Below are 13,320 nucleotides of genomic sequence, written 5' to 3'. Positions count from 1 at the left end.
AAGCATCCGAAAAACTAAAAATCGTCCAGTCCAGTTTGGAGGTTGCACGAGCGGTTGCCAAGCCGCTGGGCGTTAATCGAGGCCACAAATTTCGGTCTCGAGGATGCCGTTGCCAGGAACTGCTGCAGATCCTCGCGAAGATTTTTGAGGAAGGCTGCCGCACCTTGCCCCGTATTCGACCTGGGCAAGCAGCTTCGGCTCGACCCAGATGCCTTTGTGAGCGATGGGCTGCATCTTCCGGATGGGCGGCTTCACGCGCGTCTGCAAGTCGGCGGCGGAGGCCTTGTCGAAGCCGTGGTCGACCTTCGCCAGCGTAGACGAGATCGTCACCCTTCCGCCGGCCGAGGCAGATGTCGTCCCATTTGCCTTCATCGAGCCGGAAATCAAGTTCGATGGCTACCCGCCCAGGTCCACCTGGCGAACGAAACCGTCATGGTCTTCATTCGCCGCGCCAACAATTGGACAGGCCGCTTCAAGAAGGTCTCCGATGACGCTTGGCGCGTCAAAGCGAGGTCGGTAATCCGCGATGGCGAGGGGTCGTCCCGGCGTCGGATGGGACGACGGACTTCTCGGTCCTGCAGAACGAGTTGATGGGGGGCCAGACGCGCTGCGGGCAACGCGTTCGACGGACTTCGCGTCCACTGATCGCTTCTACTTGATCAGGGCAACCGCGACACGCGCACCAATCTGATAAGCAAGGCCAGCTTGAGTACGCGCGGAGCACGGCGCGGTGCGGCGCGCCTGCGAGAGCGCGTCGCCGACCGTGTACGCGGTCGCGCCGCCCCTCGGGCGCGGCAACCGCGCGATGCCCGATGATTGCCTTCCATGCGGGCGTCCCTCCAGCAGGACGGCAACGGGGTTGTTGAGGAGTCCGCCCGCTCCCGTGCGCGACAGCGCCGGCAGCGCGCCCGCTACATGACACTGGAAACCATCGCGCCCTTGAGCGATGATCCCGCCGTCAGCTTCCCGGCAATCGCCGGCTGACCTGTCCGGCCCATGCCGGCGAACATGGTGGCCCACCGACAGCTACACTACGCCCCGTCGAGCCGCTGAGCGTCACGACGGCGCATTGTCGGGGAAACCTATGCGCGCGGGCCTCTACCAGGGTCGGCACGCGCCGCGGGCGACCAACGCGTCGCGGTAGGCCGCCGAGGCGGCGCCCAATCGCTGACGGCTGCAGATCAAGCGCAGGCACGCGCCAACATCGGCGTCACGGGCGACGCGGCATGGACGACATGGGCACCGACAGTGACGCCCGGCAGCGGCGCATTCACCACCGTTTCTGCGGCCGGTGGTTATCAGGTGATCGGGAAATTCGTTTACTTTTGCGTCACAATCACAATTACAGCCAAGGGCACCGCATCGGAGACAATGTCGATACCGTTGCCCACCGGTACGGCCAAACGCGCTGCAAGTGTTCTCGCAACCGAGACGGCGGTCATTGGCTGTATGGGTTTTGGTCGTATTGCCTCTGGCGGTAGTAGCGTAAGCGTCATTCTGAAATACGATAATACGACTTACATCGGCAACGGCCACGTCGTAACGATTATCGGATTCTATGAACAGAATTAGGCGGGCGGTTTACTATGAGCGATATGGGAGAGACGGCCCCGGCTTCAGGGGGCGGTTGAGGGATGGGCCGGGGCCGCTCCGCCAGCTCGGGGTGGAGCCGGCAAGACTCAAGCGAGAGTGAGCAGTTTGGTTCCTGGCTCTAGCTGCGGGAAAAGTCTTCCGGGCGACTCGTCATTCGCTGCGGACCTAAAGCGGCCCCACGGGACCCCCACGGCCGCAAGCCTCTGAAGGCAGACACGATCCGCGCGTCACAAGGCATGCTCGATGCCCTCACAAACGGAGGAGTACGATCATGCCTGACGAAGACAGCCTCTCCACTAAAGCTCGTCGCACACCATTGCCCTCGGCCATCAGCCGCCCCGGTCCAATGGACTAAACCGCTCGCGCGGTAAATGCCGCGAAATGCTGGCACTGACACCTTACTCACAAACCTCAAACACGGCCATGATCTGGGAACTTACGGAGATATGCCTCGGAGCATTGCTCGGCTCACTCACCGTCGTCGGGCTCATGTATTGTTGTCATGGGAATTGGCTTCGTCCTGTCCTTCTTTGATGGTGTGATGAAGCTGCCGCGCTAGAGTTCTAAGGCGCTCACTAGTTCAACATCGCTATAAGCGTCTACCCCAATTACCCTGACGACAACCCCCTTGGTCAAGAATACCAAATCACCGTACACTACACTTAAGTCGTCCGCAGTGATTTCCACCGATTCGTTATTACGCCGCGTTACCTTCCAAGTGTGTTGAACAACGCGATTCGTTGTTTTCCTTGCTTTCACCGTCTTCCTTGCTTTTGCCACGCTTAATCTCCTGCCGCGCTATACTGGCCTCATATGACGTTCTCTAAAGAACAGCAACAGCTTGCCCGCAAGTTATTCATCGAGGAACGCCGTCAGAAAGCCTGGGGGCTGCCTGCAACGCGGATTTTGTGTCGGGGCGCAGCAGGCCGACTTTGAAAAACTTCAAAAGGAAGACGCCGATCTCGAAGCACACATAACAGAACTCGACAGCGCCGTGGACTAACACACGAAAGACAACCGCGACAAGCGCAAGACACTCCAAGAACGACGCAACATCGTTGCAAAGCAGAGGAAGGCCTGCGAGAGGCCGCCCAGCAGCTCCAGCAGGGAATGCATCAGCTTTCCGCGAACGTCGAGAATGACCTCGCGCTCGCCAACCATGTCGAGATGTGGGAGTGGAAAGAAAGCAATGGACAATCGTAATTATTGACTGAAACGACCGCTCGTAAAATGGCCACCGCCACGGCAATCCTTCCAGGAACCGCATAAGTGCCATTTCTACCTTCGCTATACGTGATGTCGCACTCAGCTCCCATCCTTTGTCCCAATGTCTTGGCGTACTCTGGATTTCTCGTGGTGCAGACTTCTTGCTTAGCTGTTCCGTTCTACCCTCGACAGCCGACATTCAGCCGGACGGCGGAGCTTGTCGGTATGGGCCACGAACAGACATGCCCGCATTCGATCAGGCCTACCAGGCAGGATCAGTTGGGCTTGATGTTGGCCGCCCGGATCCTCGCCGCCGCGTTCACGATCGCCTCAACCAGAATGTCGGCGAAGCGGCCCCGGAGCCGCCAACGGGGTAGTGTCCGCCTTGAAGTAATAACCGTAAATCGGAACCATCTGCGCGCAAGTGACGCAATGACACTAATTACGCCGGCCTGACTACAAATCGTGTGATAGCAGGCGATAGAAAATCGGACTTATGATCCTTTCCTAGGCACCAATCTCATTGAATTTACTTAGATATTTCAACTTTTTTTACCCTACACATACATGTTTTCCCAAATCGCAATTCTTTTGGCGGCCGATGCGAAACGTTGAAGGGTTCGGATTGAGCAGCGGCCGAAGTCCTGCGCGTCGCTCAATTCCTATCGACGAGCTTTCGATACAGAGATTGACCCGCTGAAAGATTTCGTGTGCAATTTGACAGCACTGTCGGTTCGGTCGCCAGCGATAGCTGTTTCGTAGACTTCTCAAGCAACAGACCTCCTTTAAATTCCATCGCCGAGGTAGACGTGACCAACAACGACTTGGAGGACAGGTCAGGTTCGGGTTTTCGTCGAAGGTTTTCCGTTTCTCGCCGGCTTTTCCGTGGTCACAGGCTTCTCCGTCGTCGCTGGCTTCGTCGTCGTCGCAGGCTTCTCCGTCGTCACGGGTTTTTCCGGTTTTTCGGCCGTCGCACGGCGACCAAGCAGATCGAACTCGAACGGCTACGGATCGCGCTTGACGGTACGAAGACCACAGAGCAGCGCCAGTTTGAGTTTGACTGGTACAAGGCTCGTCTTGATTTCTGGAAATTCGTTCTCGGGAGTGTCGTAGCGGCTATAGCTATAGCGCTCATTCCGCCGCTGTTTCAGTACGGAACGGCCTATCTCGAACAAAGAAAAGGCGAGACCTTCCTACGTAACGAGGTCATTCGGCAATTCGTGTCGTCGGCACAGAGACATCGAAAACCGAATTCGCCTCGCACACTATTTGCGCGTGTTGCTGACACACCGTTTCGCGAAGGTTGGGATGAATACCATCGGAATCTTGTCAAGACACGCGAGGACCTTCAAGAAGGGCATGAGCCGACTTGAGCTTTTTGTCTCCGGAAAGCTCCTCAGGCCTTTCGTTTCCGAAGATCTGCTGGAGAGGGTTCGCAACCCGGTAAAGTTCAAGATCAACCGAGTTGTCGCCTACGGCTTTGATTCCGACACGCTGATCGACATCGCGGAGGCGGTGATCCGTGCTGATGGCGCCGGGGTCCTGCAGCGCCAGCAGTTTGCGATCGCTTTTCAATGCCGGCTGATCAACTCAAGTCTGACGAGAATCGGCCTTATCGCGCTGATCGATGAGGCGACAGGGTACCAGTACAAGCGTGAGAGTGACGAGCTTCAACGCATCCTGGAAGCCTACGTTCTTCCGGAGCATCGCCCATGGACCACTGCAATTCCGCCCGACTTCATGAAGGAGCTTCATCGCGTGCATGGCTGGAAGCATACGTCGAATAACCGCGGCCCCCGCTATGCGGGAACACTGATCCGAAAGCTGATCTACGAGAAGATGCCGTCTCCCGTTTTGCCGGCTCTCGATGCGTGCAATCCCTCAAACGAGAAACATCGCCGCAAATACAAGCATCATCAATTCCTGACTGATAAGATCGAACTCGAGCACTTCAAGACTCAAGTCGTGAGCGTAATGACGCTTCTGCGTGCCTCGCCTGACAAGGCGACCTTTCAAATCTTGCTGGAACGTGTCTTCGGCAAGCAGCTAACCCTCGACCTTGGCGAGGAGAAGCAGACAAATTCCTCGAAAGCGGCGTGAGAGAAATGCAATGAGCGCGGATGCCGGCTCGTTCAGCAGCTTTAACTCGAAGGTACAATCATGACCAAGGAATATGGTACGTCCGTGCGATCCTCTACAGGAGGCGCTGCTCAGTCGGGCCCGAGCTTAATGGGGTAAGCTCGGGCAACCTCTGCGGATCGCTTGAGCAACGAGGGGCCTCGTCTTCTAACCTCGTAGCTGCTCTCGTCAGCTGCCCGACCATACTCACGCAGGCTCCGAAGCAGGTGCCGGCCCCGACCCCCGTCACCCACGCGCCCAAGACGTAATTGTCAGTGTCTCGCCGGGCGCCATGGAGCTTAGTGGTGCTTTGCCGGTGCTATTGCTCCTGTCCCGGGTAGCGCGTTCAAGTTAATGATCCTCTGCGGATTCCGACGAAAAAAGCGCGAGGCGAACCCGCTTTCTCGACACTTGCACATACCTCAATCAGCCTCGCCACAGCCGTCAAGGCTTGATTCGTACGTGGCGTGAGGTTGTAACCTGAGACCGAGCGCGCGGCCAATTTCCAAATTGAAGCCGGAGCTGGACGGGTTGTTTGAGATGAAAGCGGACGTCTTGCGTCTATACGGGCCAGGTTCAAACCCGACGTGCCGCACCGCTCTTTCAAAAGGAGGGTGCGGGTAATGAGCGAACAAAGAGAAGGGGGAGGACTGTCGTTCTTTGGCTTTGTTGCGGTCGTCGACCTGAGCGAACGGCTTAGCTCCGGGTCAGCTATGAAGAGTTACCTCATCTAGGGAGAGTGATGTGGAGTCCAACTATAACGAATGGTTCAATACGGACGCTTGGATGCATCAATACGCTGCTTTGCAAGAGCAGCAGCGGGCGAGGCAAGAGTCGGATCATATTCCTGCGGATCGTCGGATTATCGCGCCAATCTCATCAGGGTGACGGCACAGCGCGCGGTGGCAGGGATGGCGTGATCATGGGTTTCTTTTCGCCGAGCACTTGCAGCGCACTCGGTGAGTTCTCCCCACTGCGAGGACCTCGTGTCCTCGCGACCTTTTGCGCCGCATTCATCTAGCCAGGAGCAAATCGATATGAGCTGGAAAGCCCCAAAAATCGTCGAATTACCGGTCGGTCTCGAAATCAACATGTATGCGTGCGCCGTTCGCAAGGAGGTAACCAGAAAGCTGGGAGCTTGAAGACAGATCCTATCCTTGCGGTCAACGATCGGAGTGAGCACTACCCTCGTAAACAACACCACACCTTAGGCAATCTCAAGGAGGAGACAAGATGTCGATCACGATGACTCATAACGCCAAGTCTGCCGCTGAGGACCGTACTCAGCCGTTGGCGAATTTCAAACTTGCAGCAGGAGTCACTCTGGCGGTGCTAGCGCTGATGGTGTTCTGGCGCATCTTTCAGCAGGTCTATGCTTGGAGTGCCGGCCTGGATTCGACTGAGCCCGCGTTCGATGCCGCCTGGATGACGTTGCTGAAGGTTGAGCTTAGCGTCATCCCTTTGCTCTGGGTGGTGACCTGGGCGTATCTATGGTTCACGCGAGACCGCAATCTTGGCGCGCTCAAACCGCGGGAAGAGCTCCGGCGTTACTTCAATCTGGTCCTGTTCATCTTCGTCTATGCCTTTTGCGTCTGGTTCGCTACCAGCTTCTTTGCCGAGCAGGACGCCTCATGGCATCAGGTTGTGGTCCGGGATACAAGCTTCACGCCGAGTCACATCGTGCTGTTCTACGGCACCATGCCACTCTACGTGCTGTTTGGCGTGGGATCATTTCTGTACGCGATGACGAGGCTGCCGAAGTTCGCAACGCAGATCTCAATTCCATTCGTGCTCGTGGTTGTAGGTCCGTTTCTAATATTGCCGAACTTGGGCTACAACGAGTGGGGTCATGCCTTCTTCCTGATGGAAGAGGTGTTCTCCTATCCCTTGCACTGGGGTTTTGTCGTGATGGGCTGGAGTGTGCTGGCCTTGGGTGGGCTCCTGATCCAGATCGCGATGCACATGCTTGAAGTGATCGGGCGGCTTTCCCAAGAGGACGAAGTTTCGGTCGCCACCCAGCGCTGAAACCGCTTATGAACCATTAATTGCTGACAGCCCGGCATGTGCAAAGCATGCCGCCTTGCAATCATGTCGGGCGTCGGTTTCCAGGAAGGTCGATCTCAACTCGGTAAAAGAATTAGGAGGAAGCCATGCAAGGAGGAACGTCTGTGAGACTGTATGGGCTCGAATGGCCTAAAGAGTCAGCAAGAATCTCAAGAGTGTTTGACCTTCTCGTCGCCGCCATCCTCTTTCTGGCCGTCTCCGGCGCATTCCACCTGCATTACATGCTGACCGCAGGGGACTGGGATATGTGGATCGATTGGAAAGACAGACAGTGGTGGGTCACCCTTAACTCCAATTATGGCCATAACATTCCCTGCAGCTTTGCAGTATGTGTTTTGGACGAAATTTAGACTTCCAATCGCCGCTACATTTGCGGTCGTTTGTCTCCTGTTCGGTCAGTGGATAAATCGATATTTCGGTTTCCACCTGTGGTCGTACTTTCCGATGAGCGAGGTCATTCCAGCGCTGCTGATGCCTGGCGCACTCAGTCCTCGATGTCGCTCTTTTGCTGACCGGGAATTGTTTGTTCACGGCGATGTCCGGCGCCTTTGCATTCGCACTGCTTTTCTACCCGGCTAACTGGTTTTGGCTGGCGCCATATCGGCTACCCGTAGAAGTGATGGGGCAGCTTGTTTCCGTGGGCGATTACATCAGCTATGCCTTCACCCGCACCGCCCTGCCTGAGTATATCCGGCTGATAGAGCGGGGCACGCTTCGAACTTTTGGTGGCCACTCAGCCATTATCGCGTCCTTTTTCTCGGCGTTCGTATCCATACTGATGTATTTGGCGTGGTGGCATATCGGAATGCTCCTCGCTCGTGTGGTAACGACGCCAAACACCCTGAAAAATTTCATGGGGCTCACCGATAAGGATGAGCCAGCTGAGACAGCCCAAAAAGCCATAGACGGCACCAGCCTGCAAGGGCGCTTCGCCGCAGCCGAATGATCCTGCTGGGACTGTGGAGGACTCCAAATGAGAACATTCTGTTTCCGCAAAAGCTCATGCGTGCGTGTAATCTTATCGGCAGCGGCGGCGATCATGCAGATCGGAATACTGACCTTCATCCCAGATGCTGCTCTGGCGCATGGTGAGCGCAATCAGGAGCCGTTTCTGCGGATGCGAACGGCTCATTTTTACGATGTGAAGTGGAGCACGAACGAAATTCCCGTGAACGGTGAAATCGTTGTCACCGGCAAGTTCCGACTCTTCCCGATCTGGCCAGTCAACCTACCCCTTCCCGAAGCGGCCTTTCTGGGAAACGGGACGCCGGGCCCGGTGCTAGCCCGAACCGAGAGCTACATTAATGGTGTCCCAGCAATTCAGTCCACCAAACTGGAGTTGAACCGGGACTATGAATTCAAAACAGTGCTCAAAGGACGAGTGCCAGGCCACCATCACGTCCATCCGATGATCAACGTGATGGGAGCCGGGCCGCTGCTCGGACCGGGAAACTGGCTGACGGTGACGGGGAACGAAAGCGACTTCAAGCTTCCAATCAAAACTCTCAGTGGCGAGACTATCGATAATCTCGAAACCTGGGGCCTTGGCAGGGTGTTCTTCTGGCATGGCTTGTGGGTTGCGATCGCCATCGTGTGGCTTGTCTGGTGGTTGCGCCGGCCGCTCCTGCTGCCTCGTTTTCGCGCGTTGACGGAAAAAGGCGGCGATCGATCTCAGCTCGTTACCAGCACCGATCGCCTATTTGGGGCCGGTTTGCTCGTGGCGACGATTCTCATCGTATTCTTCGGCTTTCAGGCGACCGACACCGCTTATCCAAGGACCGTGCCGCTGCAGGGATCCCGTGCAACCGTCGAGCCTCTACCGGAAGTGCCTGAGCAGGTCAAAGTTGTGGTCAACAAGTCAAACTATGACGTCCCTGGCCGCTCGCTTCGTATGAACGTGACACTGACGAACAATGGGAGCACGTCAGCACAGCTTGGCGAGTTCTTAACTTCCAATCAGCGCTTCATCAACCATGAGGTTAGCCAGGCAATGGCGACGGTGGATCCGAATTACCCCAAGGAATTGCTTCCTCCGAATGGGCTTAAGGTGAGCCACACCCGACCGCTCAAGCCGGGTGAAACGAAGACAGTCGATATCGAAGCGGCCGACGCGGCATGGGAGACGGAGCGCTTGAGTAGCCTGATCAACGATCCGGACAACACGTTGGGAGGACTGTTGTTCTTCTATGACGAGCACGGCAAACGGACAATCTCAAACGTCAGCGGCCCCATGGTCCCTGTATTCACCGATCCCGATAACCGCACGGCTGAGAATCCGAAAGGAGGTCCGGGTTGAACATCGTAAAAGCCGCAGTGCTTGGAATTCCATCTTTGCTCCTCATCCTAGACTGCGGTGGGGCGCGGCCAGCGATTGCACACGGGGGAGTATCGATGGAGAAAGACGTGTGCAAGCTTCGCGCTGGGCCCTATATGATGCATTTTACCGGATACCAGCCGGCCAAGCAGGGGAATCAGGAATTTTGCGAGGACATTCCGGAAATCGGCCGCACGGTCATCGTCTTGGATGCCGTCGGCGATGTGCTACGTGATCTGCCCATCGAGGTGCGGTTGTTGCGAGACGCCGGCAACGACGTAGACAGCGAGGCCGTCCTTCGAATCCCGCCAAAACAATATCCGACAGGCTCACTATCGTTTCAGTACACGTTCCCCGAATCCGGGCGCTTTGTGGGCCTCGTGACAGTCGGCGACGGACCGAAATACGTATCGAGATTTCCGTTTTCGGTTGGTTACGGCAACGGGATTTGGGTCCGATATAGGGACAGTTTCGCAATCGTTCTAGGAACGCTGGCAGCCGGGGCCGCCCTGTTTTGGTACTCCACGTTGCGCAAGGAAAGCTAGGCTAGCACTTTGTCGGCCGCTGTCCGGCAATAAGGGTCACACTCATGTCTCACGAAAAACACGGAAACAAGAGCGATTACATCCGAGTAGCGACGGGGCCGTCACTCGATCATGCTGGCACGCCAAACTTGACCGCCGGCACCGGCAGGGCGCGAACTAGGCTGATTCAAGGGACGGTAAAAGAACTCTCGTCCGCAAGCAGGCGTCCGGTATCAGCGCTTGGCATCACGTTGCTGTGCGTTGGCCTCGTGTGCCTGCCGACGGCTGCCTCTGCACATGCCGCTCTCGTGAAGTCCGATCCCGCGAGCCGGTCAGTGTTAGCTCATTCGCCGCAGCAGATCGAACTGTGCTTCAACGAACGCATAGAGCTCAAGTTTTCGAAAGTGGAGCTCAAGAACGCCAACGGTCAGTCGCTAACGCTCGGCGATTTGAAAGCAGGCAATGATCCGAAGTGCATGGTAACGGCAGTATCTGACATGAGACCGGGCAGCTATTCGGTTCATTACCGCGTGCTCTCGCAAGACGGGCATGTGGTGGACTACGGCTATCAGTTCACCGTCGAGCAACGTTAGGCATGCGGAATGACGGTATTGTTTCCAGCTCTGTGCAAGGCCATCGCTGACATTGCGCTTGCATGGGTCATAGGCGGAGTACTCTTTCTGTTGCTGGCAGCGCCGGCTTCCGATCCGTTCCTTGCCGCTTGGCGAAGACGAGTGCAGGTGAGCTTTCTCTGGGCGGCCGGCATTCACCTCTTCGCTACCGCTGGGTTATTTATCGCTCAAGTCGCGATTGCGACAGATATGGCACTATCGGAGATAGTAGCGGCTGGCCAGACGCTGGAAAGCTTCGGATTTGACACACATTACGGTCGGATCACGCTTGCAAGGTTAGCGCTCTCTCTTCTTTTGCTGCTGCCGACAGCGATCCTAATTCGCGGCTGGTCGAGGGAGCAGCAACGTTTAGTTTCAATCGTGACAGCCGGGACAGCAGCACTGATCGCGCTGATTGGTCCACTTGCTGGACACGCCGCCGGGGAAGACGACAGCCGTTGGCTCGTTCCGACCCATCAACTTCACGTGCTCGCGGTTTCGGCTTGGCTTGGGGCCTTACCGGCTTGGATCTGGCTGGTGGCTTCGGTCGCTGTCACCCCCACGGAGACTCGGCGCGTCTATGTCGCAGCGACGCTGCGACGTTTCTCCCAACTAGCAATCGGTTTCGTGGTCGTCGTCGTCGCATCAGGTTTGGTGCTCGCGTTTAGCTCCGCTAGTTCGGCTGGCGAGTGGCTTGGCACGACCTACGGTCAACTAGTTATAACGAAGCTTGCTCTACTTGCATGCATCCTGTTGGTGGCCAATCGGATTCGCACGCGCTTCCTACCCGTCATGGAAACCGTAGGAGCAAAACCCGCGGCTTTTCTTGCAGGAGCTGGATGGGCAGCAACTGAATTCTTTTGCGGTGTTCTGATCGTCGGCTGCGCAGCCGCGCTCTCTTCAGTCATACCAGCACGACATGATCAGCCCATCTGGTGGCTGCCGTTTCGCTTTTCGATCGAAGCCACGTGGCCGGCGTGGCCGACGCCCGTTATCGCGGCGGGCGCCTTCTCACTAGCACTATTGTCACTCTTCTGGGGCCTGCTCGTTTGTTTGAGAAAGCCGCAAAAGGTAAAAGCAGTTGCAGCAGGCGCCGCCGCCGTTATTTCGGTCGCAGGCGGTCTGTGGCAGATATCCGTGCAAGCCTATCCCGATACTTACCGCCGCCCGTCGGTTGCCTATTCGACGATATCAATAACCAATGGAAAGCGTCTATTTGCCCAGAATTGTGCGGCTTGCCACGGCAGCGGAGGGCTTGGCGATGGTCCGGCGGCATCGACCCTTCCCAAGCCGCCCGCGAATTTGAGCGAACCGCATACTGTGCTGCACACGGCCGGCGACATGTTTTGGTGGCTTAGCCATGGAATTCCAAAAAGCGGCATGCCCGGATTTGCTGATGTATTGGACGAACAGGCCCGCTGGGATGTGATCAACTTCCTGCGGACGTTTTCAGAGGGATTTCAGGCGCGCCTCCTGTCGCCTGAAATCGTACCCGATCATCCGTGGCTGGGGGCTCCAAACTTTTTCTTAGAGGACGAGAATGGGGCGGAGAGGGAGCTGAAGGACTTCCGTGAGCAAAGCAATGTGCTGCTCGTGTTTCCCGAAAAGTCCGACGCAATGCGCGTTGAACAGCTACGCCTTGAGCAGAAAAGATTCCGGAAAGAACGATTGTGGGCGATTATCGTGTCGCCGGACGCAAAGCTGGCGGCGGGCGTCCCAAATGTCCGGCATGGAGCACAAGAGGTTAGAGAAAGTTACGATCTGCTCTCCCGGAGCACTACAAATCGTGGAGATCCCAAGCGTTTGGAAATGGGAAGACATTCCATGGAATTCCTAATCGACAGGTTCGGATACATCCGTGCGCGCTGGTTGCAAGAGGAGGACGAATGTGGTTGGCAAAATTCCGACGAGCTGATCTCGCAGGTCCGAGTTCTCAATAGAGAATCCAAAATTCTCCCGCCACCCGCTCAACATGTGCACTGAATTAGTGGAAATCTTTCAGGGCTCGCAAACAAACGAGGAAAGCATGCAAATATCATCCCGTCCCAACCGGTTTGGCGATCGATTCGAACAGTTCATTTGGTGCATGATTCTTGTGGCTGGCGCTCTGGTCGCGGCTCCAGCCCACGCACAACACCATGAGCCGGGCATGCACCATATGCACGGGTCTGACGGTGCGCCTGTTGCGAGATCGGGAAATACCGGCGAGCTGCCCGCATTGAAGATCCTCCTGCCGCAATCGGGTAATACCATCGGCGAGCGTGTTGCTTTCGTTTTCCAAGCCGACGATAACATCGCGGAAATGACCATGAGCTCTGCCAATCCGAGCGTTCATCTGCATGTTGCGATGGACGAAACCGAGCTCATGCCAATGGTAGACCAGCTGATCCAGCTTGGTGATGGCCGCTATCTCTATGTTTTCGATCTCCCTGCCAAGCCTGGTCCGCACACAATAAGACTCTATTGGGCGGATCCGCAGCATCACACAATCTCCGAGACGGTACAGACCCTCAACGTGGTTGTGAAGGAATCAAAATGAGCAAGCCGTCAATCATTGGGGGCTTAGGTGTGAGCCATTATCAGGAAAGTCTTGCGCGTGCGCTAGCTGATTCGGAAGGATTTTGGGCGGAAGCTGCGAAGGAGGTTGATTGGATCGAGTGGCCGAGAAAGATCTTCGATCCATCAATGGGCATCTACGGCCGTTGGTGCGCCGGCGGAGCGGTCAACACTTGCTACAACACGCTCGATCGCCATGTCGCACATGGCAGCTGGTCGGCGGCCGTTCCGGCGAAATGTGGATCACGCGGTTCTTCGCCGCGCAGTTCCTCGGCGGCTTCAATGGGCGCCTCCTGCAATGCGACGCGTGACGAGCGCTGATCTGACGTGAGTT

15 protein-coding genes and 2 pseudogenes are annotated in these 13,320 nt (G+C 56.6%); 16 read left to right on the top strand and 1 reads right to left on the bottom strand.

The window, feature by feature from the left end; all coding sequences use genetic code 11:
* Positions 1 to 72: 72 nt before the first annotated feature.
* Complete coding sequence (locus ACSKB8_RS00275; RefSeq protein WP_438110869.1) at positions 73 to 387, bottom strand: hypothetical protein; 315 nt, start codon at positions 385 to 387, stop codon at positions 73 to 75.
* Here ACSKB8_RS00275 and ACSKB8_RS00270 point away from each other — a divergent pair.
* The 16 genes and pseudogenes from ACSKB8_RS00270 to ACSKB8_RS00195 all read left to right on the top strand — a co-directional run.
* Positions 380 to 596 (top strand): annotated as a pseudogene (locus tag ACSKB8_RS00270) (ATP-dependent DNA ligase); the annotation flags it as partial. The gene ACSKB8_RS00275 and the pseudogene ACSKB8_RS00270 overlap by 8 nt on opposite strands.
* 229 nt (positions 597 to 825) lie before the next feature.
* Positions 826 to 984 (top strand): hypothetical protein, encoded by a 159-nt coding sequence (locus ACSKB8_RS00265; protein ID WP_438110868.1) that lies wholly within the window; start codon positions 826 to 828, stop codon positions 982 to 984.
* Between the two features lie 264 nt (positions 985 to 1,248).
* The gene (locus ACSKB8_RS00260) at positions 1,249 to 1,572 is read left to right on the top strand and encodes a hypothetical protein (RefSeq protein ID WP_438101705.1); all 324 of its coding nucleotides are present in this window, start codon (positions 1,249 to 1,251) and stop codon (positions 1,570 to 1,572) included.
* 2,036 nt (positions 1,573 to 3,608) lie between these two features.
* The gene (locus tag ACSKB8_RS00255; RefSeq protein ID WP_438101703.1) at positions 3,609 to 4,172 is read left to right on the top strand and encodes a hypothetical protein; all 564 of its coding nucleotides are present in this window, start codon (positions 3,609 to 3,611) and stop codon (positions 4,170 to 4,172) included.
* Complete coding sequence (locus tag ACSKB8_RS00250) at positions 4,159 to 4,899, top strand: P63C domain-containing protein (protein ID WP_438101702.1); 741 nt, start codon at positions 4,159 to 4,161, stop codon at positions 4,897 to 4,899. Before ACSKB8_RS00255 ends, ACSKB8_RS00250 begins: the two co-directional genes overlap by 14 nt.
* 1,055 nt (positions 4,900 to 5,954) lie before the next feature.
* Complete coding sequence (gene pqqA, locus ACSKB8_RS00245; RefSeq protein ID WP_283021219.1) at positions 5,955 to 6,059, top strand: pyrroloquinoline quinone precursor peptide PqqA; 105 nt, start codon at positions 5,955 to 5,957, stop codon at positions 6,057 to 6,059.
* A gap of 91 nt (positions 6,060 to 6,150) precedes the next feature.
* Positions 6,151 to 6,942 (top strand): bacterial ammonia monooxygenase, subunit AmoC, encoded by a 792-nt coding sequence (gene amoC / locus ACSKB8_RS00240; RefSeq protein ID WP_283045335.1) that lies wholly within the window; start codon positions 6,151 to 6,153, stop codon positions 6,940 to 6,942.
* A 194-nt stretch (positions 6,943 to 7,136) separates the two neighbouring features.
* Complete coding sequence (locus ACSKB8_RS00235) at positions 7,137 to 7,331, top strand: methane monooxygenase/ammonia monooxygenase subunit A (RefSeq protein WP_438101699.1); 195 nt, start codon at positions 7,137 to 7,139, stop codon at positions 7,329 to 7,331.
* The gene (locus ACSKB8_RS00230; protein WP_438101698.1) at positions 7,279 to 7,560 is read left to right on the top strand and encodes a methane monooxygenase/ammonia monooxygenase subunit A; all 282 of its coding nucleotides are present in this window, start codon (positions 7,279 to 7,281) and stop codon (positions 7,558 to 7,560) included. The genes ACSKB8_RS00235 and ACSKB8_RS00230 overlap by 53 nt, the downstream gene beginning before the upstream one ends.
* A complete protein-coding gene (locus tag ACSKB8_RS00225) occupies positions 7,505 to 7,927 on the top strand; it encodes a methane monooxygenase/ammonia monooxygenase subunit A (RefSeq protein WP_438101696.1) in 423 nt (140 codons plus the stop codon). The genes ACSKB8_RS00230 and ACSKB8_RS00225 overlap by 56 nt, the downstream gene beginning before the upstream one ends.
* A gap of 27 nt (positions 7,928 to 7,954) precedes the next feature.
* Positions 7,955 to 9,277 carry a bacterial ammonia monooxygenase, subunit AmoB gene (gene amoB / locus ACSKB8_RS00220; RefSeq protein ID WP_438101694.1) on the top strand — a complete coding sequence of 441 codons (1,323 nt, stop codon included), beginning with the start codon at positions 7,955 to 7,957 and terminating at the stop codon, positions 9,275 to 9,277.
* A gap of 95 nt (positions 9,278 to 9,372) precedes the next feature.
* On the top strand, positions 9,373 to 9,840 hold the full coding sequence (locus tag ACSKB8_RS00215) for a hypothetical protein (protein ID WP_438101693.1): 468 nt from the start codon (positions 9,373 to 9,375) through the stop codon (positions 9,838 to 9,840).
* A gap of 128 nt (positions 9,841 to 9,968) precedes the next feature.
* Complete coding sequence (locus tag ACSKB8_RS00210; RefSeq protein ID WP_438101692.1) at positions 9,969 to 10,412, top strand: copper resistance CopC family protein; 444 nt, start codon at positions 9,969 to 9,971, stop codon at positions 10,410 to 10,412.
* A gap of 9 nt (positions 10,413 to 10,421) precedes the next feature.
* Complete coding sequence (locus ACSKB8_RS00205; RefSeq protein ID WP_438101690.1) at positions 10,422 to 12,413, top strand: c-type cytochrome; 1,992 nt, start codon at positions 10,422 to 10,424, stop codon at positions 12,411 to 12,413.
* 4 nt (positions 12,414 to 12,417) lie between these two features.
* A complete protein-coding gene (locus ACSKB8_RS00200; RefSeq protein ID WP_438101688.1) occupies positions 12,418 to 12,969 on the top strand; it encodes a hypothetical protein in 552 nt (183 codons plus the stop codon).
* A pseudogene (locus ACSKB8_RS00195) lies at positions 12,966 to 13,196 on the top strand (acetyl-coenzyme A synthetase N-terminal domain-containing protein); the annotation flags it as partial. The gene ACSKB8_RS00200 and the pseudogene ACSKB8_RS00195, both read left to right, overlap by 4 nt.
* Positions 13,197 to 13,320: the final 124 nt, after the last annotated feature.

It is taken from the genome of Bradyrhizobium sp. BR 1432 (assembly GCF_051547705.1).
GTDB lineage: Bacteria > Pseudomonadota > Alphaproteobacteria > Rhizobiales > Xanthobacteraceae > Bradyrhizobium > Bradyrhizobium zhanjiangense.
The sequence above is the reverse complement of the archived record's forward strand: the minus strand, read 5'-3'. Positions and strand labels throughout refer to the sequence as shown.